The organism is Planotetraspora silvatica (assembly GCF_016863315.1).
GTDB lineage: Bacteria > Actinomycetota > Actinomycetes > Streptosporangiales > Streptosporangiaceae > Planotetraspora > Planotetraspora silvatica.
Genome location: NZ_BOOQ01000032.1, coordinates 114866 through 140556 on the forward strand (window position 1 = coordinate 114866; position 25691 = coordinate 140556).

The 25691-nt window shown below is 68.7% G+C and carries 23 protein-coding genes and 2 riboswitches; of the genes, 4 read left to right on the top strand and 19 right to left on the bottom strand.

Features of this window, described 5'->3' with window-relative positions; genetic code table 11:
• Positions 1–262 precede the first annotated feature (262 nt).
• From Psi02_RS24960 to Psi02_RS24975, 4 genes are all read right to left on the bottom strand, one after another.
• Positions 263–607 carry a histone-like nucleoid-structuring protein Lsr2 gene (locus tag Psi02_RS24960; protein WP_203955147.1) on the bottom strand — a complete coding sequence of 115 codons (345 nt, stop codon included), beginning with the start codon at positions 605–607 and terminating at the stop codon, positions 263–265.
• Positions 608–1163: 556 nt separating this feature from the next.
• On the bottom strand, positions 1164–1718 hold the full coding sequence (locus Psi02_RS24965; RefSeq protein ID WP_203978074.1) for an RDD family protein: 555 nt from the start codon (positions 1716–1718) through the stop codon (positions 1164–1166).
• Between the two features lie 163 nt (positions 1719–1881).
• Entirely contained in the window at positions 1882–3093 is a 1212-nt protein-coding gene (locus Psi02_RS24970; protein ID WP_203978075.1) for an RDD family protein, read from the bottom strand.
• Positions 3094–3214: 121 nt separating this feature from the next.
• Positions 3215–3763: an amino-acid N-acetyltransferase gene (locus Psi02_RS24975; protein WP_203978076.1), complete on the bottom strand. Its 549-nt coding sequence runs from the start codon at positions 3761–3763 to the stop codon at positions 3215–3217.
• 378 nt (positions 3764–4141) lie between these two features.
• Positions 4142–4305: riboswitch (cyclic di-AMP (ydaO/yuaA leader) on the top strand.
• 189 nt (positions 4306–4494) lie between these two features.
• On the opposite strand from Psi02_RS24975, the gene Psi02_RS24980 reads away from it, so the two are divergent.
• The gene (locus tag Psi02_RS24980; RefSeq protein ID WP_203978077.1) at positions 4495–5427 is read left to right on the top strand and encodes a C40 family peptidase; all 933 of its coding nucleotides are present in this window, start codon (positions 4495–4497) and stop codon (positions 5425–5427) included.
• Positions 5428–5506: 79 nt separating this feature from the next.
• Here Psi02_RS24980 and Psi02_RS24985 read toward each other — a convergent pair whose 3' ends face one another.
• The 7 genes from Psi02_RS24985 to Psi02_RS25015 all read right to left on the bottom strand — a co-directional run bounded on the left by Psi02_RS24985 (position 5507) and on the right by Psi02_RS25015 (position 15064).
• On the bottom strand, positions 5507–5713 hold the full coding sequence (locus Psi02_RS24985) for a helix-turn-helix domain-containing protein (protein ID WP_203955283.1): 207 nt from the start codon (positions 5711–5713) through the stop codon (positions 5507–5509).
• A gap of 363 nt (positions 5714–6076) precedes the next feature.
• A complete protein-coding gene (gene lysX, locus Psi02_RS24990; RefSeq protein WP_203978078.1) occupies positions 6077–7555 on the bottom strand; it encodes a bifunctional lysylphosphatidylglycerol synthetase/lysine--tRNA ligase LysX in 1479 nt (492 codons plus the stop codon).
• Positions 7556–7575: 20 nt separating this feature from the next.
• The gene (gene lysS / locus Psi02_RS24995; RefSeq protein WP_239095128.1) at positions 7576–9252 is read right to left on the bottom strand and encodes a lysine--tRNA ligase; all 1677 of its coding nucleotides are present in this window, start codon (positions 9250–9252) and stop codon (positions 7576–7578) included.
• A gap of 59 nt (positions 9253–9311) precedes the next feature.
• Positions 9312–10094, bottom strand: coding sequence for a type III pantothenate kinase (locus tag Psi02_RS25000; protein WP_203955141.1), 783 nt, complete (start codon positions 10092–10094; stop codon positions 9312–9314).
• A gap of 7 nt (positions 10095–10101) precedes the next feature.
• A complete protein-coding gene (locus Psi02_RS25005; protein ID WP_203978079.1) occupies positions 10102–12600 on the bottom strand; it encodes an L-aspartate oxidase in 2499 nt (832 codons plus the stop codon).
• Between the two features lie 734 nt (positions 12601–13334).
• Positions 13335–14132, bottom strand: coding sequence for a pantoate--beta-alanine ligase (gene panC / locus Psi02_RS25010; protein ID WP_239095137.1), 798 nt, complete (start codon positions 14130–14132; stop codon positions 13335–13337).
• Between the two features lie 41 nt (positions 14133–14173).
• On the bottom strand, positions 14174–15064 hold the full coding sequence (locus Psi02_RS25015) for a Rossmann-like and DUF2520 domain-containing protein (protein WP_203978081.1): 891 nt from the start codon (positions 15062–15064) through the stop codon (positions 14174–14176).
• A 148-nt stretch (positions 15065–15212) separates the two neighbouring features.
• Between Psi02_RS25015 and Psi02_RS25020 the strand changes: the two genes are divergently transcribed.
• Entirely contained in the window at positions 15213–16226 is a 1014-nt protein-coding gene (locus Psi02_RS25020) for an SAM-dependent methyltransferase (RefSeq protein ID WP_239095129.1), read from the top strand.
• Here the strand turns inward: Psi02_RS25020 and Psi02_RS25025 are convergent.
• The gene (locus tag Psi02_RS25025; protein ID WP_203978083.1) at positions 16223–17422 is read right to left on the bottom strand and encodes a cytochrome P450; all 1200 of its coding nucleotides are present in this window, start codon (positions 17420–17422) and stop codon (positions 16223–16225) included. The genes Psi02_RS25020 and Psi02_RS25025 overlap by 4 nt on opposite strands.
• 121 nt (positions 17423–17543) lie before the next feature.
• Positions 17544–17659, top strand: a riboswitch (SAM riboswitch).
• 29 nt (positions 17660–17688) lie between these two features.
• On the opposite strand from Psi02_RS25025, the gene Psi02_RS25030 reads away from it, so the two are divergent.
• Together Psi02_RS25030 and Psi02_RS25035 are read left to right on the top strand one after the other, a co-directional pair.
• Positions 17689–18996: an aminotransferase class V-fold PLP-dependent enzyme gene (locus Psi02_RS25030; RefSeq protein WP_203978084.1), complete on the top strand. Its 1308-nt coding sequence runs from the start codon at positions 17689–17691 to the stop codon at positions 18994–18996.
• A 75-nt stretch (positions 18997–19071) separates the two neighbouring features.
• Complete coding sequence (locus tag Psi02_RS25035) at positions 19072–20256, top strand: NADH-quinone oxidoreductase subunit D (protein WP_203978085.1); 1185 nt, start codon at positions 19072–19074, stop codon at positions 20254–20256.
• Between the two features lie 7 nt (positions 20257–20263).
• Here the strand turns inward: Psi02_RS25035 and Psi02_RS25040 are convergent, their stop codons facing one another.
• The 7 genes from Psi02_RS25040 to ftsH form a co-directional block, all read right to left on the bottom strand.
• Positions 20264–20713, bottom strand: a complete 450-nt coding sequence (locus Psi02_RS25040; RefSeq protein WP_203978086.1) for a DUF3180 domain-containing protein — start codon at positions 20711–20713, stop codon at positions 20264–20266.
• 13 nt (positions 20714–20726) lie between these two features.
• Positions 20727–21227, bottom strand: a complete 501-nt coding sequence (gene folK / locus Psi02_RS25045) for a 2-amino-4-hydroxy-6-hydroxymethyldihydropteridine diphosphokinase (protein ID WP_203978087.1) — start codon at positions 21225–21227, stop codon at positions 20727–20729.
• The gene (gene folB / locus Psi02_RS25050) at positions 21224–21583 is read right to left on the bottom strand and encodes a dihydroneopterin aldolase (protein WP_203978133.1); all 360 of its coding nucleotides are present in this window, start codon (positions 21581–21583) and stop codon (positions 21224–21226) included. The genes folK and folB overlap by 4 nt, the downstream gene beginning before the upstream one ends.
• A gap of 26 nt (positions 21584–21609) precedes the next feature.
• A complete protein-coding gene (locus tag Psi02_RS25055) occupies positions 21610–22035 on the bottom strand; it encodes a nuclear transport factor 2 family protein (RefSeq protein ID WP_203955131.1) in 426 nt (141 codons plus the stop codon).
• On the bottom strand, positions 22032–22907 hold the full coding sequence (gene folP / locus Psi02_RS25060; RefSeq protein WP_203978088.1) for a dihydropteroate synthase: 876 nt from the start codon (positions 22905–22907) through the stop codon (positions 22032–22034). Before folP ends, Psi02_RS25055 begins: the two co-directional genes overlap by 4 nt.
• A 154-nt stretch (positions 22908–23061) precedes the next feature.
• On the bottom strand, positions 23062–23646 hold the full coding sequence (gene folE, locus Psi02_RS25065) for a GTP cyclohydrolase I FolE (protein WP_239095130.1): 585 nt from the start codon (positions 23644–23646) through the stop codon (positions 23062–23064).
• A 2-nt stretch (positions 23647–23648) separates the two neighbouring features.
• On the bottom strand, positions 23649–25649 hold the full coding sequence (gene ftsH / locus Psi02_RS25070) for an ATP-dependent zinc metalloprotease FtsH (RefSeq protein ID WP_203978089.1): 2001 nt from the start codon (positions 25647–25649) through the stop codon (positions 23649–23651).
• Between the last annotated feature and the right edge of the window lie 42 nt (positions 25650–25691).

Sequence of the window (25691 nt, forward strand, 5' to 3'; positions counted from 1 at the left end):
GCTCCTCACAGAGCGGTCAGGCGAGCCAGGGAGATCCGGCCCGTCGTTCCGCATGGTAGCCCCGACCCAGCGACCGCTCCCATAGCAGAAGGGTTCCCCGAGCGCGAGGCGTTCACCCTCTATCCAACCCCCTGATGGGCGCGAGATGTTCCGGATACGCCGCAAGCGAACGAGGTTTTAGGAGAGTGGAAACAGAATCGCGCGGTTATGCCGATCGTCAGAACATCCGACGACTGGCATAACCGCGCGATCAAGGGCGCAGTTAGTGCGCTGCGTCGTAGGCTTCGACGATCGACGCGGCAATACGGCCCCGCTCACTCACGGGGTGGCCGTGCGACTTCGCCCAAGCGCGGATCTCCGCACTCTTCTCACGGCTCATCGCCCGCTGTGCACTACCGCCCACACCACGACGGCGACCTCGGGTCGAACCTGATTCGGCTCGCCGTGCACCGCCGACGAAAGGTGACAGAGCCTCACGAAGCCGCTTGGCGTTGCCGTCGCTCAGGTCAATCTCATAAGCGGCGCCGTCAATCGCGAACGCGACCGTCTCATTGGCCTCGCCGCCATCGAGATCGTCGATGAGAATCACCTGTGTGTGCTTGGCCATCCGGCAATCCTTTCGCGGAGCATAGATTTGATTCGTCAGCCAAACATATACCCGGTTTCCCGCGGCTGACAATTCAAGTTTGTGGATTCTCAGGAACCTGTGAGCTTGCTGAGTTCTCCCGCGACTCCGGTGTCGAGCGCAGGCCGGCGGCATCGGAACGTACCAACTTTACGATGCCGTACACGACCGCTCCCGCAGCGACCACGGAAGGTATCAAGGCGGACAATACATCTGTCATTCTGACTCGCTTGCGCCGGGGGTGTCTTTCACGGCACCCGCGTGAATTTCGGGATGACGTCCGGCCACCGTGGCGTTCAGCTCCGGAGGGCGTCCTCTCGACGATAGCGCCGCCAGGACCTGCTCCTCCTTCCGGGGGCACCTGTGGACCAGAAGGTAATCCGTGTCTCTCCAGCCGCCTTACCGGATGTGGAGAAATCATACCCAGGAATGCCAAGTGGGGCGGTCCGCCGAAGCGGGCCGCCCCACCTTTCGCCCTGAGTTCAGAGGCATAGATCGCGCCGTGCCGACACGATCTCACAGTGATTTCAGCGCTGTGTCAGTGCGGCGCCTTCACCACGAGCGTGCCGGCGATCTTGTCGTGAATCCCCTGGTGAAGAGGGCTGTCCACGATGATCAGGATGCCCAGCACGAGAACGAAGAGTCCGACGATTCCCGACAGGACGAAGGCCAACGGACTGAGCACCATGACGCCCGGATAGATGGCCGAACGCTTCATGAGCGCGGACGAATCCAGTGGCGCTCCTCCCACGCCGACGAGTTGGATCTTCATGGCCTTCTTGCCGACCGTCTGACCGTCCTTGGAGTGCAGCATGTAGTCGTAGGCCGCATAACCGAGGTAGGCGATCAACCCGCCGATCAAGCCAAGGATGCCGCTGAGAATGAAGAACACGACGGCGAAGATGATGGTGTCGATGAGTCGCGCAACCCAGCGCTCCCACCATTCGGCGAGCGGCGCCGGGGCGCCCGGAGGGATAGGTGCACCTTGCGGCGCGCCCCCATAAGGGCCGTAACCAGGAGGCGGATATCCACCGGGCGGTGGGGGCGGCGAGGACTCATATGGATTCTGGCCGGGGGGCGGTTCCGCAGTCATTGGTCACCTCTCGTGACGGCGTGGGGACATGCGTCGGTCAAGCATCGCACGAGAAACCCCGGCCGTTACGGCTTTTAGTGCGTACCTCCGCACTGCGCACTACTTGTATCGAACATACGAAAACGGGGCCGATGGTCCGTTCCATCGACCCCGTTTCGTAGCACTACTTGACCTTGACCACGATCGTGTTGGCGACCTTGTCATGCAACGCCTGGCTGAGCGGCTTGTCCCAAAGGAGCCAGAGCACATTCACCAAGGCGAAGATGCCGGCGAGCCAGCCCACGAAGGGAATCCATCGGAGCAGTTGCGGGCCAAAGAGAACACCGGCCCGCTTGGCGGCGACATCCTGTGGAAGGCCTTCCGGGCCGAGCGTTCCGCCGACCGGGACCACCTTGATGCCCATGGCGATCTTTCCGACCGTCTGCCCCCGCTGCCGGAGCATGAGGAATTCATAAGCGATCATCGCCGCGCCACTGACCAAGGCGATGAGCACGGCGGCGAGGAACGCGCCGCTCTCCAGCGTCCGGACTCCTGTTACGTCGTCGAAACCGGCGCTCGTGACCACTACGGCGGTGATGATCGCCGTGATGATGAGGAACGGGATGCCGATGATGACCCCGTCGATGATCCTCGCGACCAGTCGCTGCCACCACTCGGCGAGCGGCGCCGGCGCACCCGGCGGAATCACCGCGGGAGCGCCGTACTGCTGGCCGTACCCCGGCTGACCGTAGCCGGGTTGTCCATAGGCGGGCTGGCCGTACCCGGGCTGACCGTACCCCTGCTGGCCGTAGGGCTGCTGACCGTAAGGCTGCTGGCCGTATCCGGGCTGACCTTGACCGTACTGCTGCGTCTGGCCGTAATCGGGCTGGCCATAACCCTGCTGACCGTAGCCCTGCTGGCCATAACCCTGCTGGTTGTAGCCCTGCTGCCCCTGGCCGTACGGCTGGGCCGGCTGCTGAGCGTAGGGGTTCGGAGGTTGTTGGCCGTAGGGGTTGGGAGGCTGCTGGCCGTATCCGCCCTGCCCCGTCTGATCCTGAGGCTGCGCCGGCTGCCCGTACGGATGGCCGGGCTGCTGAGGGTTGGCCCCCTGCTGCGCCTGCTGGCCGTACTGCTGCTGACCGTAGCCCTGCTGCCCATAACCCTGCTGACCGTACTGCTGCTGACCGTAACCCTGCTGGCCGTAACCCTGCTGGCCTTGTGGAGTGCCGGGCTGCTGGCCGTACCCGTATCCCTGCTGCGGACCCGGCTGGCCGACGATCGTGGCGTCCGGGTCGTAGCCCTGCTGGGACTGCTCGGTGTCCTGGCGGTCGCGTCCGCGGGCCGGAGGCGAACCATCCGGATCTTCCTGCGGGTACGGCGGCTGTCCAGTGCTCACCGTGTCACCTCGTTTCGAGTGCGCGTGCGGCACATCGTCAGGCTCGCATGCTGATATCGCCTAACGTAGCGAGACGCATATCAACAGTCACTTTTGCGCAACGTCAACAGCCCGGTCAAGATCACCGGTCGAGATGGAGCAACATCCTGGTATTGCCGAGCGTGTTGGGCTTCACGTGCTCGAGATCAAGGAATTCGGCGACGCCCTCGTCGTAGGACGCGAGCAACTCCGCGTACACCTCAGGCGCCACCGGAGTGCCCTGGATGGGGACGAAGCCGTGGCGGCCGAAGAATTCGACCTCGAAGGTCAGGCAGAAGACCCGGCCCACTCCGAGATCACGCGCGGTCTCGATGAGGGCCCCGACGATGCGGTGGCCGACGCCCTTGCCCCGCGCGGCCGGATCGACGGCGACGGTGCGGATCTCGGCCAGGTCCTCCCAGAGAACATGGAGAGCGCCGCAGCCGACGACCGTTCCCCCCGCTTCGGCGACCCAGAACTCCTGCACGTCCTCATAGAGCGTGACCGTGCTCTTCTCCAGGAGCCGGGGACCCACTCCGGAGTACTCGTCGACGAGGCGGCGGACGACGCGTACGTCCGACGTCGTGGCCCTGCGCACGGTGACCGCCGGGGGCCTGGACTCGGCAGACGTCTGCTCCGCGACCTGCTCCATGGTCCGTCAGCGTAGTCGGCGCCGCCGGCGAACCGGTTCCACGGCACCGCTGAGGCGAGGAATCCAATAACGGTCAGACCCAAAATGGGGCGTCGAATTCACGTCAGGGGCGGTGTACCGACCGGCCCGACCGATCCCACTGGTCACTCTGCCCCCATCCTCTCAGGTTTTGTCCAGGGTCGGACCTGCGCCGACCCTCCCGCAAAACGCTCCAAAAGGGCTAAACCGCAGCTAGACAGGGGTGCGGGCCCTTATTCACCGTGACCTTGCCGTGATCGTTTGGTTGTGAAACCTCAACGGAATTTCGAGTTCTGGTTGAGCTAGAACCCCGGATGCACTAGTGTCCAGCGACATTACCGGTCATCGTGGCCCCACACGGCGACCGGGCCGCCGAGTCTTCCGAGCACTCACGTGCGACGTGGAGCCGGGGACCCAACTGTGCGGATCTGGACGTTCTAGATCAACAAGGGGTGAATCCGAAAGGTAGGGCTACTCCGGCCCGAACCCGTCAGCTAACCCGGTAGGCGGCAAGGAGTGCCGTACGGAACCGTGTGACCATCTGCGCATCACACGGCGACCCCGTCCGTACGACACGACACTGGAGAGGAGTCTTGTTGCGCGTGCGTCGAGAACGGGCAGCCGGTAGACATGCCCAAGGCCGGCAGCCTGTGGCCGGCGGAGCCCTGTCCGGCTCCATTCGGAGATTCGCCTTAGTCGGCGTTGCGATAACCATGATCACGGTCGGCGTTCCCATGGTGGCCGCCACCGCTGAGCCCAAGCCCACCACCAAGCAACTCGCCGCCGAGGTCGAGAAGCTCTACAGCGACATCGAGACCCTCTCCGAGCAGTACAACGGCGAGCGCGTCCGTCTCAGCGCCGCCCAGCGGTCGGCCGATGTCGCCAAGAAGACCCTCGCCAAGAGCGAGTCCGAGCTCGCCGAGCGCCGCCAGAAGGCCGCCTACCTCGCGCAGAACTCGTACATGAACGGCGGCTTCGGATCCACGCCCTTCGCCCTGATGGGCGGCGTCGATCCCGAGACCTACCTCGACCAGGCCTCCACCACCTACGCCCTGGAGATGCAGCAGGGCCAGGAGGTCACCGAGGTCGCCAACGCGATGCAGGCGGCCGAGAGGGCGAAGGCCGGCGCCGCCGCGCGTGCGGCCGAGGTGAAGAAGCTGCTCTCCAGCCTCGACTCCCAGCGCAAGAAGATCACCAAGCTGGTCAAGAAGTCCGAGAGCAAGCTCTACAGCACGGTCGGCGCCAGCGTCAGCGGCGGCGCGGCCAAGCGTGTGTCCTTCCCCGTCGTCGGCAACGGCAAGGCCGCCCAGGCGGCCCGGTGGGCGCTGACACAGCAGATGAAGCCGTACGTCTGGGGAGCCGCGGGGCCGAGTTCCTACGACTGCTCAGGCCTGATGATGGCGGCCTATCACACGGTCGGGATCAGCCTTCCCCACTACACCGGCAACCAGTGGACCTCGGGCACGCACGTCTCCACCAAGGACATGCGCCCCGGTGACCTCATCTTCTTCTACTCGGACCTGCACCACGTCGGCATGTACCTCGGGGGCGGCTTCATGATCCACGCTCCCCACACGGGCGACGTGGTGCGTGTGGCGCCTCTGGCCGGGCGGCCGATCGCGGGAGTCGTACGAATCGCGGACTGAGCCCCTGGTGAGGCGGTCCCCATCATGACGCCGCAGGTCCGAGCCCGGGCCTGCGGCGAAATGTTGTGTTGAGGCGGCGCTAGATGAGTCTGCGCCGCGCTGCCCAGGCGACCGCCTCGATGGCGGTCGCCACACCGATCTGATCGCAGATGTGGCGTAGCCGCCGGCGGACCGTGCGGCCGCTCACATCCAGGCTCCGGCCCACGCGATCTGCGGTGACCCCTTTGGCGAGCTCCGCGAGGAGCAATAGATCCTCATCGTTCAGACCGGCGCGCTCGACATCCATAGCGAGGTCCACTGCGAGATCCTCGCCTCTCGTGACGACGTCAGGAAGCCCCATCGTCCCGCCCTCCCCCACGACGATGATTGGGTCGGCCCACCCTCAGGGAAGGTAAACGCCGTCCGACAAGGTCGTCAAGGTACGGCCTTGTGCAGAACGGCGCTCGGATGAGCGCGCCGCCACGGCAGCAACACCGTTCCCAGCAGTGTGAGATTCCGGATGCTTGCGGGCTTTACGGACACTTCCCGCGGACTGGAGCTCCTGAGATCCGACAGCCCGCTTCCGAGCGATCGGGTCCACCCGAATCGCTCGGATTCCGCGACTTTCGCGCGTACCGGGGATGCCCGGCCGAGCCGGCTCCGAGAGGGCTCAGCCGTGCGGCCTGACGAGCGGGAACAGGATCGTCTCACGGATGTTCTTGCCGGTGAAGGCCATGATCATCCGGTCGATACCGACGCCCAGGCCGCCGGTGGGCGGCATGGCGTACTCCAGGGCCTCCAGGAAGTCCTCGTCGAGCCGCATCGCCTCCGGGTCGCCGCCGGCGGCCAGGAGCGACTGTTCGACCAGGCGGCGGCGCTGCTCGATCGGATCGACCAGCTCGGAGTAGGCCGTGCCGAGCTCGGTGCCGAAGCCGATGAGGTCCCACTTCTCGGTCAGCAGCGGGTTGTCCCGGTGCTGACGGGTGAGGGGGGAGGTCTCCAGCGGGTAGTCCATGACGAACGTCGGCTGGATCAGCGTGTGCTCGACCAGTGCCTCGAAGATCTCCTGAACGACCTTGCCCTGGCCCCACGCGGGCTCCCAATGCACCCCCGCCTTGTCCGCAAATTTCCGGACTTGATCGAGTGGAAGCTCGGGAGTGACCACCTCACCGAGGGCCGCCGAGACCGCGTCGTACAGCGTGACGCGGGGCCATTCCCGCATGCCGAGATCGATCTGTCTTCCCTCGTGCACCACGACGGAGGTGCCGAGTGCCGCCACCACCGCCCGCTGGTACATGCGCTGGGTCAGGTCGGCCATGTCGTTGTAATCGAGATAGGTCCCGTACGCCTCGAGCATGGTGAACTCGGGGTTGTGCGTGGCGTCCGCGCCCTCGTTGCGGAAGTTCCGGTTGATCTCGAAGACCTTCTCGATGCCGCCCACGACCAGCCGCTTGAGGTAGAGCTCGATCGCGATGCGAAGGTAGAGCTCCATGTCGTAGGCGTTGATGTGGGTCGTGAACGGCCGGGCCGCCGCACCCCCGTGGATCGGCTGCAACATCGGGGTCTCGACCTCGAGATACCCCTCCTCGTGCCAGAAGTCGCGCACCGCCCTGACCGAGGCGCTGCGCAGGTACGCCATCCGCCTGGCCTCGTCGTTGACGATCAGATCGACGTAGCGGTGCCGTACGCGCGCCTCCGGGTCACTGAGGCCCGCATGCTTCTCCGGCAGCGGCCGCAGGCACTTGGAGGTGATCTGCCAGCTCTCCGCCATCACGGAGAGCTCGCCGCGCCGGGAGGTGACGACCTCGCCCTCGATACCGACGTGATCTCCGAGATCGACGTCGCGCTTCCAGGCGGCGAGCGACTCCTCACCCACCCGGTCGAGCGACACCATGACCTGGAGATCGCCTGAGCCGTCCCGGATCGTGGCGAAGCAGAGCTTCCCCCCGACGCGCGACAACATGACCCTGCCTGTGACGCCGACCCGGTCGCCCGTCGCCGCTCCTGCCCCCAGATCGGCGTATTTCTCCCGGACCTCGGCGATGGTCGTGGTCCGTGGGAAGGTCACCGGGTAGGGGTCGATGCCCTGGGCGCGCAGTCGGTCCAGCTTGTCCCGGCGCACCCGCATCTGCTCAGGAAGGTCATGCATGGTCACACAGCGTACGGGCCCTACGAAGCGATCAAGCTACGCACCCGATCACGACCCACGGTGAGCAGCAGCGTGGGCAGCCGCGGCCCGGTCTCCCGGCCCACCAGCAGCCGGTAGAGCAGCGCGAAGAACGCCCGCTGAGCGGCCTTCAGCTCGGGCGTCGCCGCCTTGGCGCTCAGGTCGAGCCCGGCCAGGATCTTCGGCACGCCGTACACGAGGGCGGTCAGGCCGTCGAGCGACCAGTGCTCGTCGAGACCGTCCGCCAGCAGCTTGAGCGACTCCCGCTCGGTGTCACCCAGGGTGGTGAGCAGTGCGGTGTCTGGCTCCTCGCGGACCTGGGTGCGCTCCTCGGCGGGGACGTAGGTCGCCACCCAGTGCTGGGCGCGGTCGAGCCTCGGCCGCAGTTCGTCCAGCCCGGCGATCTCGTGGTCGAACTCGCGGAGGATCCGCAACGTCTGCTCCCCGTCGCCGCCGGTGATGTCGGCCACCGAGGCGAGCGTCCGGTACGGCAACCGCCGAGGGGTCTCGCCCAGGGTCGCCGACGCGGTGGTCGCCGCGCGGCGATGGGCCGCCTGGTCGGCCGGGAGCGCGGAGCCGTCCGCGATCTTCCTGGACAACGTGTCCCACTCGTCGTACATCCGCTGGATCTCCTGGTCGAAGGAGACCTTGAACGACTGGTTGGGCCTGCGGCGCGCGTACAGCCAGCGCAGCAGAGCGGGTTCCATGATCGAAAGGGCGTCGGCCGGGGTCGGCACGCCTCCCTTGGAGCTGCTCATCTTGGCCATGCCGCTGATTCCGACGAAGGCGTACATCGGGCCGATCGGCTGATCGGCGCCGAAGATCGCCCTGACGATCTGACCGCCGACGACGAAGGACGACCCGGGCGAGGTGTGGTCGACGCCGGACGGCTCGAACACCACGCCCTCGTAGGCCCAGCGCATCGGCCAGTCGACCTTCCACACCAGCTTGCCCCGGGTGTGCTCGGCGAGCATCACGGTCTCGGCGTGGCCGCACGCGCAGGTGTACGCCAGGGCCGTCGTCTCATCGTCGTAGGACGTCACCGTGGTCAGGTCACGGTCACAGACCGAGCAGTAGGGCTTGTAGGGGTAGTAGCCGCTCGCGCCGGAGCCGTCGTCCTCCCCCGCCGCCCCCGAACCCTCGAGCGCGGCCGCCTCGTCGTCGTCCGCGACCTTGGCCTTCGCCTTGGTGCGGTACTGGCCGAGGATGGCGTCGATCCGCCGCCGCTCGCGCATGGCGAGCAGGACCTGCTCCCGGTACGCCCCCGAGGTGTACATCTCGGTCTGGCTGATGCCGCGGAACTCGACGCCCATCTCGGCGAGGGCGGCGGCCATCGGCGCCTTGAAATGCTCGGCCCAGTTCGGGTACGGGCTGCCGGGCGGGGCCGGCACCGAGGTCAGCGGCTTGCCGATGTGCTCGCCCCACGAGGGGTCGATGCCGGCGGGCACCTTGCGGAACCTGTCGAAGTCGTCCCACGACAGGATGTGCACGCATTCGTGCCCACGCCGCCTGATCTCGTCGGCGACCAGGTGCGGGGTCATGACCTCACGCAGGTTGCCCAAGTGGATCGGCCCCGAGGGGCTGAGGCCGGACGCGCAGACGATGGGTTTGCCCGGCGCGCGCCGTTCGGCCTCGGCGATGACCTCATCGGCGAAACGCGCCACCCAGTCGGCGTCCATCACGGCAGTCCTCTCTCAGGGAATCCTGCCTTCTATGGTCCCGCACGCCGGGGAGTGCTTCAGGCGGTGTTCCGCGTGTAGACCAGGCGCAGGCCGATCAGGGTGAGCCAGGGCTCGTGGACGTCGATCGTCCTGGCCTCGCTCACCACGAGGGGAGCGCCCGAGCCGGTGGCCACCACGGTGACGTCGTCGGGGTCGTCGGACAACTCCGCCGTCATGCGCTCGACGATGCCGTCGACCAGCCCCGCGAAGCCGTAGACGATGCCCGACTGGAGGGCCTCCACCGTGTTCTTCGCGATCACCGAGCGCGGGCGGATCAGCTCGACCTTGTGCAGTTGCGCACCAGCCGTGGCCAGGGCGTCCACCGAGATCTCCAGGCCTGGAGCCGTCACCGCCCCGATGTACTCCCCGCGGGCGGAGACGGCGTCGAACGAGGTCGCCGTGCCGAAGTCCACGATCACGCACGGCCCGCCGTACAGGGTGGCGGCGGCGAGGGCGTTGACGATGCGGTCGCTGCCGACCTCCTTGGGGTTGTCCATCCGGACGGGGACGCCCGTCCGGACGCCCGGCTCGACCACGACAGCCGTCACGTCGCCGTAGTAGCGGCGGGACATCTCGCGCATCTCGTTCAGGACCGAGGGGACGGTCGAGCAGATCGCGATGCCGCTGATGTCCGCGTCCTTGAGGATCGGCGACTGGCCGAGCAAACCCTGCAGCACGACGGCGATCTCGTCGGCGGTGCGGCGGGGGTCGGTGGCGATCCGCCAGTGCTCGATGACCTCTTCACCCTCGAACAGGCCAAGCACCGTATGGGTGTTGCTGACATCGATGGTGAGCAGCATTCCCCGATTATGCACCACGAAGATCCAGGCCAATGTCCAGTGCGGAGGCCGAATGCGTGAGGGCTCCGACCGCCAGATAGTCGACTCCGGTCTCGGCCACGGCGCGCGCGCTGTCGAGGGTCAGCCCGCCGCTCGACTCGAGGCGTGCCCGGCCTCCGACCAGCCGTACGGCCTCGGCGAGCTGCTCCACCGTGAAGTTGTCGAGCAGGATCTCCTCGGCGCCCTCGGCCAGGACCGGCTCGATCTGGTCGATCCGGTCCACCTCGACCTCGATCGCCACATCGGGGAAGGCCTGCCGTACGGCACGGAACGCCTCGGCGACGCCTCCCGCCGCGACCACGTGGTTGTCCTTGATCAGGGCGGCGTCGTGGAGGCCCATCCGGTGGTTCACCCCGCCGCCGCAGTGCACCGCGTACTTCTCCAATGCGCGCAGGCCCGGCAGCGTCTTACGGGTGTCCCGTACGCGGGCCTTCGTCCCGGCGACCGCGTCCACCCACCGGCTGGTGGCGGTGGCGACGCCCGACAGGTGCGTGAGGAAGTTCAGCGCGGTCCGCTCCATGGTGAGCAGGTCCCTCGTGCGGCCGTGGACGGTCATGAGGACGTCCCCGGGGCCGACCCGGTCGCCGTCCTTGACGCGGCGTTCGACGACCGTCTCCGGGCCGGCCTGACGGAAGACGGCCTCGGCGATCGCCAACCCGGCGACCACGCCCTCCTTACGGGCGACCACGTCGGCGATAGCGGTCTGGTCGGTGGGGATGGTGGCGGCCGACGTCACGTCCAGCCCGCCGGCGAGATCCTCGTCGAGCGCCGTGGACACCAGGTGGGTGAGCTGGGCGGGCTCGATGCCCAGACCGGTCAGCTCGGCGTCGATGTCGTGGGCCTGGTGTCGCATGAGCAGTCCTTCCGTTCCAAGGGAGATGTCGATGTGCAGCCGCCAGCGGTCGTCGTCGCGCTCCGGGTGATCCTCACGCCAGTGGGCGCCGCGGGTCTCCTCCCGCTCCTTCGCCGCCGCGACCAGAGCGGACGCGACCGTGAGCAGGTTCGTGGCCTCCCACGACTCGGTGCATGGCTCGACGGCGACCGGGGTCCAGCGGGCGTTCTCGAGAGCTCGGGCGACTTCGGCCAGGCTCTCCTCGCTGCGGAGCACCCCGGCCCCCCGGCTCATGTGGCTCTGGATCCGGGCCCTGACCCGGGGGTCGACCAGGCCATCCGGCCGGTGCCGCGCGTCCGGCCTCTCCGGTGTCCTCGTCCGGGCGACCAGGTCGGAGGCGATGCGCTCGGCGAAGACGAGACCTTCGAGCAGGGAGTTGGAGGCGAGCCGGTTGGCGCCGTGGACACCCGTGCAGGCCACCTCACCGCAGGCGTAGAGGCCGGGAACGCTGGTCCTGCCGTACAGGTCGGTGCGGACGCCGCCGCTGGCGTAGTGGGCCGCCGGCGCGACCGGGATCGGCTGCGTGACCGGGTCGATGCCGTGCTCGCGGCAGACCGCGAGGATCGTCGGGAACCTCGCCCGCCATTTCTCCTCGCCGAAGTCCCGGGCGTCCAGGTAGACGTGGTCGGCGCCGGTCTCGTGCATCTTCCGGGTGATCGCCTTGGCCACGACGTCGCGCGGCGCGAGGTCGGCGAGCTCGTGCACGCCCTGCATGAACCGGTCGCCGTTCGCGTCGACCAGAACGGCGCCCTCACCGCGGACCGCCTCCGACACCAGGGGTTGCTGGCCCGTCGAGCCCTCGCCGAGCCAGAGGACCGTCGGATGGAACTGGACGAACTCGACGTCCCGCACGACCGCTCCCGCGCGGAGGGCCAGCGCGACGCCGTCGCCCGTGGAGACGACCGGGTTGGTCGTGGCCGCGTAGACCTGACCCATGCCGCCGCTGGCCAGGACGACGGCTCCGGCGTTCGCGGCGCCCACGCCGTCCCTGGCGCCCTCTCCCATGACGTGCAGGGTCACTCCGCTCGCGTGGCCTGTCTCGTCCTGGAGGAGGTCGAGGACGAGGGCGTGCTCGATGATCTCGATGCGCGGCTCGGCCAGGACGGCCTGGGTGAGGGCACGCTGCACCTCGGCACCCGTGGCGTCGCCGCCCGCGTGGACGATCCGGTTGCGGCGATGGCCCCCCTCGCGGGTGAGCTGGAGCTCGCCGTCGGTGTCCCGGTCGAAACGGGCCCCGTGCCCGATGAGCCGCTTCAGCGCGTCGGGACCCTCGGTGACCAGGATCCGCACGGCCTCCTCGTCGCAGAGTCCGACGCCCGCGATGAGGGTGTCGTTGAGGTGCTCGTCGGGGGTGTCCTCGGGGTCGAGGACCGCCGCGATGCCGCCCTGGGCCCATCGGGTGGACCCGGCGGACAGCACGTCCTTGGTGACGACGAGGACTCGCGCCTCAGGGGCGAGCTCGATGTAGGTCAGGGCCGCCGTCAGGCCGGCGATGCCCGACCCGACCACGACGACGTCGGCGTCCACACTCCATCCGGGAACGGGAGCCGTCAGCTTTCTCGGTATCGCCACCATGAGGGGGTTCCCCTTTCGTCAATATGACGATAACGCCCCCCTTTTCCCGGTATCCCCCCACCCCCACCCTCCCTTGGGCGTGATCATGCACAGGTTCGTGAATCCGGCCTCTCACGTGCCCTTTCCCTGGGGGTGATCATGCACAGGTTCGTGGATTGGTCGGCTGACCTGCGGCGTCCCATTTCGTGATCATGCACGGATTCGGCGGCAGGCCTCTTGAGCTGGACGTTTCCAATGCGTGATCATGCACAAGTTCGACGTCGTACGCGTTGAGCTGGACCTACACGGTTTGCGATCATGCACGAGCAGAGACTTGCAACCCGCCCTTGTTCTGACGGGCGACCGCGTGCAGGGGTGCATTCATCGCCCAATCGGCACACCCGGCATCGCGGCCTGGCTCACGCCCTTTCCGTACGGCAGAGCCGCATCGCCGTATGGAAAGGGCATGGTCGTGCATGATCACCAAGCGGAAAGCCCCAGGTCAGGCCATGCCGTACCGAACTTGCGCATGATCACGGACCGGAAACGTCCAGCTCAAGAGGCCTGCGGCCGAACCTGTGCATGATCACGAATAAGGACGCCGCAGGTCGGTGGGCCAATCCACGAACCTGTGCATGATCACGCGCGAGGGAAGGGCAGGCCAGGGGGCTGATTCACGAAGGTGTGCATGATCACGCCGGGGGGTGCGTGGCCACGCGCGAGGGGTTCGTGATCACGGCCGAGGGGGTTCGTGATCACTTGGGGAGGATGGGGGTGTTGTCGATCAGGCGGGTGGTGCCGACTTTGGCGGCCACGACGAGGAGGGCCTCGCCCTGGTGGTCGTCGTCCACCGGCCGGAACGTCATGGGGTCGACCAGTTCCACGTAATCCAGGAGGAGGGGCGGATCCAGGCGCGTGGCGCCCTCCAGTACGGCTTTCGCGGCCGCCAGAACCCTGACCGGTGTGGTCTCCGCGGCCCCCGCCGCGAGGGCCTGGGAAAGGGACAGCGCGGTCGCCCGTTCCCGCACCGACAGGTAGCGGTTGCGGCTCGACAGGGCCAGGCCGTCGGGCTCGCGCACAGTGGGGGCCCCGACGATCGCGACGGGGACGTCGAGATCGGCCACCATCCGGCGGATCATCGCGAGTTGCTGGGCGTCCTTCTGGCCGAAGACCGCGACGTCGGGCTGGACCAGGTTCAGCAACTTCAGGACCACGGTCAGGACGCCGTCGAAATGGCCGGGCCGGAAGGCGCCCTCGACGATCGTGCCCATCCCCCCGGCGAAGACGCCGACCTGCCGGTCCGGGAGGTACATCTCCTCGGCGGAGGGTGCGAAGACCACGCCGGCGCCTTCCTTCGCGCACACCTCCAGATCGACATCAAATGTCCGTGGATAACGCGAAAAATCCTCGTTAGGGCCGAACTGGAGTGGATTGACGAAAATGCTGACCGCAACATGATCGGCATGCTCACGGGCGAGCCGTATCAGCGACCGATGCCCCTCATGAAGCGCCCCCATGGTCGGCACCAGGGCCAGCGTCCCCGCGCCGAGCATGTCCTTCGCCTTGACCAGATCCGCGCGATCGCCTGCGACGATCACGTCCATATGTTTCCTCCCAATGCGTCCAACAGGCGTTCGGCGGCCTCGGGCTTCAGCAGTCCGGCGGCCAGCGCCCGGTCCGCGGTGAGCCTGGCGAGGGCCACGTAGGCGTCGGCCGCCTCGGGGGCGGCCAGAATGAGCGCGTCCACATGCTTGCGCACGGTCCCCGCGTCGCCGCGCACCACCGGGCCGGTCAGCCCGGCGATGCCGAGCCGCAGCACGTTGTCCAGGGCGGCCCCGAGAAGCGGGCCGAGCAACCGGCCGGGGTGCTCGACCCCGATCCGGCCGAGCAGTTCCTGCGACTCGGCGATCAGCGTGACCATGTGGTTGGCCGCCCCGGCGATGGCGGCGTGGTACAGGGCCCGGTCCTGGTCGGCGATCCAGACCGGCTCGCCGCCCATCTCGATCACCAGCGCCTCGGCCACCGGCCGCAACATCGCGGGCGCCGTGACGCCGAACGAGCACCCGTTCAGCCTGACGAGGTCGTCGTCCCTGCCGGTGAACGTCATCACGGGATGCAGGGCCAGGGGCAGCGCCCCCAGATCGGTCGCCGGGCCGAGGACGTCCAGGCCGTACGCGCCGCTGGCGTGCACGAGCAGCTTGCCGCGCAGATCGGCCCCGGTGGCCGCCAGCCCGGCGACGAGACCGGGAAGGACGTCGTCCGGCACGGTGAGCAGCACCAGATCGGAGCGGGTGATTACGTCGTCCGGCCGGGTCAGTTCGACCGCCAGCCGCTCGGTGGCCCGTCTGTGGGACGCGTCCGAGACCCCGCTGGCGGCCACCACGCGGTGGCCCGCGAGCACGAGCGCGGCTCCCAGAACTGAGCCGACCCGTCCCGCGCCGAGCACTCCCACGGCGAGCCGCCCCGGGCGGTCACTAGTGTCCATGACGCCTCCCCTCGCCCAGGGTAGCGGCGACCGCCCGCCTGCCTGGCCTGGACCCAACGGTCGAATTTTGTCCCTTTTGCGATGTGGCTATGTCGGGCGGCGAGTACGCATTTCGTCAGTAGGCCGAGGCTCGATAACGTGGGGTGTCGTGTGGGTCACGTGGCGCGACGCCATTCAGGAGGCGCTGTACGGCGACGACGGCTTCTACCGGCGCGAGCGCCCGGACCAGCACTTCCGGACGTCGGTGCACGCCTCGCCGTCCTTCGCCCGGGCCCTGCTCGAGTTGACCTGCCGGGTCGACGAGGCACTCGGGCGCCCTCCGGCGATCGACTTCGTCGACGTCGGCAGCGGTGACGGCCTGCTGGCCGCCCGGGTCCTGGCCTCCGCTCCCCCGGACCTGGCCGTACGGCTGCGCGTCACCGCCGTCGACCTGTCCTCCCGCCCCCCGGGTCTCGACGAGAGGATCGCCTGGGCCTCCACCCCGCCCGCAACGGCGGAGGGCCTGGTCGTCGCCAACGAGTGGCTGGACAACATCCCCCTCGACGTCGCGGAGCAGACGCCGTCGGGGCCGCGGCTGGTACTGGTCGATCCCGCGACGGGCGACGAACGCGTCGGACCGGCGCCCGACGCCGCCGATCTCGACTGGCTGGAGCGCTGGTGGCCGATGTGCGCACCTGGCTGCCGTGCCGAGATCGGCCGCCCGCGCGACGAGGCCTGGGCCTCCGTGCTCGTACGGCTCTCGCGCGGCACGGCGGTCGCCGTCGACTACGCCCACCAGCGGGACCGGCGACCGCCCATCGGCACGCTGACGGGCTACCGCGCCGGGTCGATCGTGCCTGCCGTACCGGACGGGACCTGTGACATCACGGCGCACGTGGCCCTGGACGCGTGCGCGGCGGCGGGCGAGCGGGCGGGCGCCGTCTCCACCACGCTGACCACCCAGCGGGACGCCCTCCGCGACCTGGGGATACGCGGCGGGCGGCCGCCCCTCGACCTGGCCCGCGGCGATCCGGCCGGTTATCTCAGGGCACTGAGCCTGGCGTCCGAGGAGGCCGAGCTCATCACCCCCTCCGGACTGGGCGGGTTCGGCTGGCTGAGCCAGTCCACGACTCAGGCCGAACCGATCCACGGGCGGAGCCGGTCCACGAGGTCCGCGAACTAGACGGTGACCTTCAGCGACTCCAGGCCCCGGATGACGTAGCCCGGCTTCCAGACCGGCTCCTCCACGAGCGCCAGATCGGGAGCGGCCCGCAGGAGCGCGCCGAACGACTCGATGAGCTCCACCCGGGCCAGCGGCGCGCCCAGGCAGAAGTGGATGCCCGCGCCGAACGAGATGTGCGGGTTCTCGGCCCGCCCGACGTCCAGCCGGTCGGGATCGTCGAACACGGCGGGATCCCGGTTGGACGAGCCGAACAGCAGCGCGACCTCGACGCCCTTCGGGATCTCCACGCCGCCGACCTCGATGTCCTCGAGCACCCAGCGCTCGAACATCTGCAGCGGGGTGTCGTAGCGCATGAGTTCCTCGACCGCGGTGGGCAGCAGGCCGGGGTCGGCCCGCAGGCGGTCCAGCTCGGCGGGGTTGCGGAACAACGACCACCATCCGTTGCCGGTGACGTTGACCGTCGCCTCGTGACCGGCGTTGAGCAGGAGCACGCACGTCCCGACGAGCTCGTCCTCCGTGAGCCGGTCTCCTTCGTCCACGACCTGGGCGAGCGCCGAGATCAGGTCGTCTCCGGGCTCGTCCCTCCGCGACCTGGCCAGCTCACGCAGGTAGTCGCCGAACTCCAGCGACGCCCGCACCGCAGCCTGCTGCGACTCCATCGGCGGGTTCAGCTCGTACATCTTGCAGATGTCGGCCGACCAGGGCCGGAGCAGGTGCCGGTCGGACTCGGGCACGCCGAGCATCTCGGCGATCACGGTGACCGGGAGGGGTTCGGCCACCTCCGCGATGAGGTCTCCGCCGCCGCGCTCCACGAAACCCTCGACCAACTCGGTGGCGATGCGGCGCACACGGGGACGCAGCGCCTCCACCATCCGCGGAGTGAATGCCTTGGACACCAGGCGGCGCAGCCGGGTGTGGACGGGGGGCTCCACATCGAGCATCCCGGCGCGGGTCACCCGCCAGAACGGCTCCTGGAAGGCCGGTTCCGGCTCCCGTCCGAAGGCTTCGTGCGAGGCCACGTGCAGGTAGGACCGGCCGAGCCGCCGGTCGCGCAGGAGCGCGTTGACGTCGGCGTGCCGGGCGATCAGCCACTGTCCTGTGGGCTCGAAGAAGCTGACCGGCTCGTTGTCCCGCAGATCGCGATAGGCGTCGTACGGATGAGCCACGAACTGGGGATTCCAAGGATCAAACTTCACAAAGCCACCATACGGATCCCGGCCGCGGACCGCACCCGAGTCACTGCCCCATTCGCCACCATTGCCCGCTTCACCTGGGGATTTGCGGACGACAGGGGGCTGTCGGTTATAGTCCACATCAGGTCATGAGCGCCAGCGTCAAGCCCCGGCTCGCTGGCCGGCAACCCTCGCGTCCGCGGCGGGGTGCCCCGGGTGAGGACCAGGTCCGGCACGAGGTGTGCCGGGCAAGCGCGGGCTCCGCCGTACGACGCCATGGCCGGGGTCCCATGACCCCAAGGAGTCCGGCGTTGTCTACGTTGTCCGTTCTGAGCCGTTCCGCCTCTGCTGATTCCCCCATCACCGCGGTCGTCCGGGAAGCCCACATCCCCGCCGTGCTCGGCTCCGACCTCCAGGTGCCCGTCAAGGGCGGCAGGCTCGTGCCGTACGCGAACCTCGACTACGCCGCGAGCGCGCCCTGTCTGGAGGCCGTGAACGCCGCGGTCGCCGCCGCCCTCCCGGCCTACTCCAGCGTCCACCGCGGCGCCGGCTACGCCTCGCAGCTCACCACCGCCAGGTACGAGCAGGCCAGGCACACCGTGAAGGCCTTCGTCGGCGCCCGTCCCGACGACGCGCTCGTCTTCACCCGCAACACCACGGACGCGATGAACCTGCTCGCCCGCGCCCTGCCGGAGGGCGCCACCGTCGTGGTCTTCGACTCCGAGCACCACGCCTCGCTCCTGCCCTGGCCCCAGGTCGTACGGCTGGCGCCCCCGGCCTTCCCCGGCGAGGCGATCCGGGCGGCCGACGAGGCCCTGTCGGAGATCGACGGCCCCGCGCTGCTCGTCGTCACCGCGGCGTCGAACGTGACCGGCGAGCTGTGGCCGATCGCGGGTCTGGCGCACATCGCCCACCGCCACGGCGCCAGGATCGCGGTGGACGCCGCGCAACTCGTCCCCCATCGGCGGCTCAATCTGACGGCGCTCGACCTCGACTACGTGGCCTTCTCCGGTCACAAGCTCTACGCCCCCTTCGGCGCGGGCGCCCTGATCGGCCGCGCGGACTGGCTCGCGCAGGCCCTGCCGTACCTGCGGGGCGGCGGCGCGGTGAAGTCCGTCACGGACGTCGTGGAGTGGAGCGACGACCCGGAGGCCAGGCACGAGGCGGGGACGCCCAACGTGCTGGGCGCGATCGCCCTCGCCGCCGCCTGCGACACCCTGAGCGCCACCGGCTGGACGGACCTCGTGCGCGAGGAGGAGCGGCTCGTGACCCGTCTGCGCGCGGGGATCGCCGGGATCGAGGGCGTCCGGGAGCTTTCGCTGTGGGGTCCGGACCACCCGCGGGTGGGCATCGTGTCCTTCGTGGTCGACGGCCGCTCCGCGCGGGAGGTGGCCGAGTTCCTGTCATCCGAGCACGGCATCGGGGTCAGGGACGGCAAGTTCTGCGCCCATCCGTTCGTCCGGCACCTTCTCGGCACCGCGGACGGCGGTTGCGACGACGACACGGCGAGCGCGGTGCGCGCCTCGATCGGCATCGGCTCGACCGAGGAACACGTCGACCGCCTGCTCGAGGCGCTGCGGGGCCTGGCCAAGGCCTGACATATCCCGGCTCGTACGGCTTCGCTGGGGTTCACGCTCTTCGCCAGGCCGTACGAGCGTGGGAGCATGGGACCTATGACGGAAGAGCCCGAGGGCAGGCTCCGCGAACGCGTCGTCGGGATCGGCGCGGGCGCGGAAGCCGTCCAGGCGAGGGAGCTGGCCACCGAGGACATGGTCCTCAACATCGGCCCGCAACACCCGTCCACCCATGGGGTGTTGCGGCTGCGGCTCACGCTGGACGGCGAGCGGATCGTGTCGGCCGAGCCGATCGTCGGCTACATGCACCGGGGCGCGGAGAAGCTCTTCGAGGTGCGCGACTATCGGCAGATCATCGTGCTGGCCAACCGGCACGACTGGCTGTCGGCCTTCGCGAACGAACTCGGCGTCGTGATCGCGGTGGAGCGCATGCTCGGCATGGAGGTGCCGCAGCGGGCGATCTGGGCACGCACGCTGCTCGCCGAGCTCAACCGGGTGCTCAACCACCTCATGTTCCTCGGCTCCTATCCGCTGGAGCTGGGCGCGATCACGCCGCTCTTCTACGCCTTCCGCGAGCGGGAGACCCTGCAACACGTCATGGAGGAGATCTCCGGCGGCCGCATGCACTACATGTTCAACAGGGTGGGCGGCCTCAAGGAGGATCTTCCGTACGGCTGGCTCGACCGCGCGTCCGGGGCCGTCGCCGACGTGCGCCGCCGCCTGCCCGACATCGAGCAGCTGATCGCCGGAAACGAGATCTTCCTGGCCAGGACCAGGGGCGTCGGCGTGCTCGACCGAGAGACGATCATGCAGTACGGCGTGAGCGGCCCGATCGCCCGGGCCTCGGGAGTCGACTTCGACCTGCGGCGCGACGAGCCCTACCTGGCGTACGGCGAACTGCCGGTCAAGGTCGTGACCCGCTCGGCCGGCGACTGCAACGCCCGGTTCCAGGTGCTGCTGGAGCAGGTCAAGGTCTCGCTCGACCTCGCCGACGCGTGCGTCGAGCGGCTACGGCAACTCCCGCCGGGGCCGATCAACCAGCGACTGCCCAAGATTCTCAAGGCCCCCGAGGGGCACACGTACGCCTGGACGGAGAGCCCTCTCGGCCTCAACGGCTACTACCTCGTGTCCCGGGGAGAGAAGACACCCTGGCGGCTCAAGCTCCGCAGCGCGTCCTTCAACAACGTGCAGGTCCTGCGCGAACTGCTCCCCGGCAACCTGGTCGCCGACATGGTGGCGATCCTGGGCTCGATGTTCTTCGTCGTCGGCGACATCGACAAGTAGGCCGGCTCTACTCCTCGTCCTCGGGCTTGCCGGGGACCCGGCAGCAGTACTCGAGGAACAGGGCGGCGCAGATCAGGGCCACGCAGGCGATGAAGGAGCCGCCGGCCACGATCGCGTCCTGCCGCGGCTTCGGCAGATCGAGCAGGTTCAGCACATGCAGGACGAACCCGGCGAAGATCCCGCCGAAGACCGCCCCCGCGTAGGCCGTCGCCTTGGCGAGCGCCGCCAGCCGGGCTACGGCCAGCGGCTCGACCGGCTTGGTGTCCGGCTTACGGAGGATCCTGGCGCGCGTCAGCCAGCCCGTGTACCCCTCGCCGATCGCGAGGATCAGCAGCGTCGGGATCGCCGTCCACGGGACGGTCGGAATCTGGGAGTAGAGCTCTTGCAGTACTCCCCAGGTGGCCAGGGCGAACACGACCACCAGGCCCACGAGCACGCCGGGATTGCTGGGCTTCACGCTGGGCTCCTCGTCAGGCAGGGGGTTCGAGGCAGAGATCGGCGCGCAGCCGTACGCCACTGTGGTCGAGGCCGGCGAGCAACGCGGAGACGGGCCCGAGGCCGGGAAGGTCGGCCGCGGGATCGGCCTGCGCCCAGGGGATCAACACGAATGCCCGCTCGTGTGCCCGCGGGTGCGGCAGGGTGAGCTCGGGATCGCCGGACACCACGTCACCCGCCATGATCAGGTCGACGTCGAGCGTCCTCGGTCCCCAGCGTTCGAGCCGTTCGCGGCCGAAGGCCTTCTCGATGTCGTGCGCCCGGTCGAGGAGCACCCGAGGGGCCAGCATGCTCTCGGCGATCACCACGGCGTTCAGGAAGGCGTCCTGCTCCGGGCCGCCCACCGGATCCGTCTCGTAGACCGGCGACACCGCCACGAAGGTGAGCCCCGGGGCGTCGAACAGAGCGTCCAGCGCACCCTGGAGGTAGTCGATCCGGCGGCCGAGGTTGCTGCCGAGCGACAGGACGACCCTCATCCGCGAGCCCTTCTGATGGTCACCACCACGTCGTCGAACGGCAGCGGGATGGGCGCCGCCGGCTTGTGCACGCTGACCTCGACCTCGTCGACCAGGTCATACGCCAGGCAGTCCGACGCCAGCCGATCCGCGAGGGTCTCGATCAGGTTGACCGGCTCGCCCTCGACCGTCCGGACGAGCTGGAGGGCCAGCGCGCCGTAGTCGACGGTCTTGGTCAGGTCGTCGGACGCGGCGGCGGGGGCGGTGTCGAGGAACAGGGTCACGTCGACGACGAACTCCTGGCCGAGCTCGCGCTCGGCGGGCAGGCAGCCGTGCCGCCCGCGCGCCCTGAGCCCGGCGAGGCGCACGCTGTCCATCCGGGCCGTACGTCCGGTCGGCTCGCTCACGGCTCCTCTTCCTCGTCGTCGTCGTCACCCTGCAGGACGGGAGACCCGTGGTGCAGCCAGAGCCGCCAGCCGGCGGGGGTCCGCAGGAAGGTGTTGGTGGCCACGACCCGGCCGGCCGCGAAGCCCGGCTCGTCGGTGTCGGCCGCCGTGAGGATGTTCTCCGCGCACGTGACGATGGCCACGTCGCCCACGACCGTGGTCTGGACGTCGGTGAGCACGAACTGGATGTACGGAGTGTTCGCCATGATCAGCGCCCATGACCTGAGCACCTCGGAACGGCCGCTGAGCATCGGCCAGCCGGGGTGCACGCACATCGCGACCCGGTCGGCGACGTCCTCCACCCATATTTCCGACATCTTGTCGAGGTCGGCGCTCTCGATCGCGTTGTAGAACGCCTCGTTGAGCTCCTCGATGTCCTTCATCCGCGTCCTTTGTCGGCATGTCCATCGCTGGCCGCCGTCCACGCGGCGGCCACGCGCACGGCGTCGGCGTTGGCCGCGACGTGATGCACCCGGACGCACCAGGCACCGGCCTGGGCGGCCAGCGCGGTGACCGCGAGCGTCGCGTCGTCACTGCGGCTGAACGGCCTGGGCGTGCCGTCGGCGTCCGGGAGCAGGCGGCCGAGGAAACGTTTCCTGGACGCGCCGATGATCAGAGGGTAACCCAGCTCGTTCAGTGTGCCGATGCCGGCGAGCAGAGCCCAGTTGTGCTCGGCCTGCTTGGAGAAACCCAGACCAGGATCAAGGACGATCTGCTCCTCGCGGACCCCCTCGGCGAGCACCGAGTCGACCCGCTTGCGCAACTCCTCGGCCACCTCGGTCACGACATCGGCGTAGATCGCGCGGCTCTCCATGTCGCGGCTGTGCCCGCGCCAGTGCATCACCACGTACGGCACGCCCGTGGCGGCCACCACCCGGGGCATCACCGGGTCGGCCAGCCCACCGCTGACGTCGTTGACCAGCTTCGCCCCGGCCTTGACGGCCGCCTCGGCGACCTCCGCCCGCATGGTGTCGACGCTGACCGTCACGCCCTCCTCGGTGAGGGCGCGGATCACGGGCTCGACCCTGCGCAGCTCCTCGTCGAGCGACACCCGGACGGCGCCGGGGCGGGTCGACTCGCCGCCCACGTCGACGATGTCGGCACCCTCCCTGACAAGGTCGAGGCCGTGCCTGATCGCGGTGTCCACGTCGAACCACTGGCCGCCGTCGGAGAACGAGTCAGGCGTCACGTTGACCACGCCCATGACCAGGCAGCGCCCAAGCGCGGGCAGGCCGCGCACATGTCGTGTGGTCATTGCCCCTCCTCGCCTGCGGCTCGTCGGCGAATGACCGTGGCCTCCCGCGTCGGAGGGCCCACTCGTTTCGCTCGCAACCAAGCCTAGGTGCTGCCGAGTCGCGATCAGTCGCATGGGTGCGCCCACCGCCATAACGAATCGGGTCCCGCCGCGATCAGCCGCGGAGGATCAGGGACATCGCCTCCGCGCGCGTCGCCTCGCTCGTGCGGAAGTCGCCCCTGACGGCCGAGGTGATCGTCTTGGCTCCCGGCTTGCGGACGCCGCGCATCGTCATGCACATGTGCTCGGCCTCGATGACCACGATCACTCCGCGAGGCTCGAGCACCCGCATCAGGGCGTCGGCGATCTGCGACGTCATCCGCTCCTGGACCTGGGGCCGGCGGGCGTACACGTCCACCAGCCTGGCCAGCTTGGATAAGCCGGTGATCTGCCCCTTCTCGTTGGGCGTGTAGCCGATGTGCGCGACGCCGTGGAACGGGAGGAGGTGATGCTCGCAGGTGGACATGACCTCGATGTCCTTCACCAGCACCATCTCATCGTGGTCGGCGTCGAACATCGTGGTCAGCGCGTCCTCCGGCGTCTGACCGAGACCGGCGAACTGCTCGGCGTAGGCACGGGCCACGCGAGCGGGGGTGTCCCGCAGCCCGTCCCGATCCGGATCTTCGCCGATCGCCGAAAGGATCTCGCGAACGGCCTTCTCGATCCGCCCGTGGTCGAACTGCGGAACTGGTGGCACCACTGTCAGGCCTCGTCCCGCTGGGTCGCCTGGTCCTGTGAGTAGGAGGCCGGGCTGCCGGCGGGCAGCGCCGCCCCGTTGCCGTTCGCCCGCTCCTTCGGCGTGATGACCGGAGGACGGTCGGACGGGAGCCGCTTGCCGTAACCGGCGTAGGAGGGGCGCTTCTCCCTGGTGACCACCGACGAGAAGATCTGCACGACCTGCTCGCGGGAGATCGTCTCCTTCTCCATGAGCTCCAGGACGAGGTTGTCCAGCACGTCACGGTACTGAACGAGGATCTCCCACGCCTGGTCGTGCGCCGTCTCGATGAGGCGGCGGACCTCCTCGTCGATCGAGGAGGCGATCTGCTCGGAGTAGTCCCGCTCGTGACCCATCTCGCGGCCGAGGAAGACCTCGCCGTTGCCGCTGCCGAACTTACGGGCGCCGAGCTTCTCGCTCATGCCGTACTCGGTGACCATGCGGCGGGCGATCGAGGTCGCCTTCTCGATGTCGTTGGACGCTCCGGTGGTGGGCTCGTGGAAGACGAGCTCCTCCGCGGTGCGACCGCCGAGCAACATCGCGAGCTGGTCCATCATCTCGGACCGGGTCGCCAGGAACTTGTCCTCCATCGGCAGCGTCATCGTGTAACCGAGCGCGCGGCCGCGGGACAGGATCGTGATCTTGTGAACCGGGTCGGAGTTCGGCAGCGCGTGGGCCACCAGGGCGTGGCCGCCCTCGTGGTACGCGATGATCTTCTTCTCCTGGTCCGACATGACCCGGGACTTGCGCTCGGGACCCGCCATCACGCGGTCGATGGACTCCTCGAGGGTGTTCATCGTGATGAGCTTCTGGTCCTGGCGGGCGGTCAGCAGGGCCGCCTCGTTGATCACGTTGGCCAGGTCGGCACCGGTGAACCCGGGCGTACGGCGGGCGATCACATCGAGGTCGACGTCGGAGGCGAAGGGCTTGCCGCGGCCGTGAACCCGCAGGATGCCCTTGCGACCCTCGAGGTCGGGCCGGTCGATCACGACCTGCCGGTCGAAGCGGCCGGGACGCAGCAGCGCCGGGTCGAGGATGTCGGGCCGGTTGGTGGCGGCGATGAGGATCACACCGCCCTTCACGTCGAATCCGTCCATCTCGACGAGCAACTGGTTCAGCGTCTGCTCGCGCTCGTCGTGACCGCCGCCGAGGCCGGCGCCGCGGTGGCGGCCGACGGCGTCGATCTCGTCGATGAAGATGATCGCCGGCGCGTTCGCCTTGGCCTGCTCGAACAGGTCGCGGACGCGGGAGGCGCCGACACCCACGAACATCTCGACGAAGTCGGAGCCGGAGATCGAGTAGAACGGGACGCCCGCCTCACCGGCGACGGCCCTGGCGAGCAGCGTCTTACCGGTTCCGGGGGGGCCGTAGAGGAGGACGCCCTTGGGGATCTTGGCGCCGATGGCCTGGAACTTCGCGGGAGCCTGGAGGAACTCCTTGATCTCCTGAAGTTCCTCGATGGCCTCGTCCGCGCCCGCCACATCGGCGAACGTCGTCTTGGGGGTGTCCTTCGTGATCAGCTTCGCGCGGGACTTCCCGAAGTTCATCACCCGGGAGCCGCCGCCCTGCATCTGGTTCATGATGAACAGGAAGATCAGGACGATGATGATGATCGGCAGGAAGCTGACCAGCAGGCTGACCAGGAAGTTCTCCCGGGGCACCTCGACCGTCCAGCCCTTGGAGGGGTTGGCCGCCGTCAGCGCGTCGGTCAGCTTGACACCCTGGCCCTCGACCCACGGGGCCTGGATGCGGTCGGTCGACTTACCGGCGACCTCGATCGGCTTGTTCAGGGTGAGCTCGACGCGCTGGTCCTTGTCGACCACCGTCGCGTTCTTGACGTTGCCCGACGTAATCTGCTGCACCACCGTGGACGTGTCCGCGGTGGTGTAATTGCCGCCGCCACTGAACATCGTGGTGACAAGCAGGAGCAGCACGACGATGCCCAGGATCCACAGCAGTGGCCCACGTGTAAATCGCTTGAGATCCATCCGTTGCGGAACCCCGGCGGGCCCGTCCCTTCCTGACCAAGG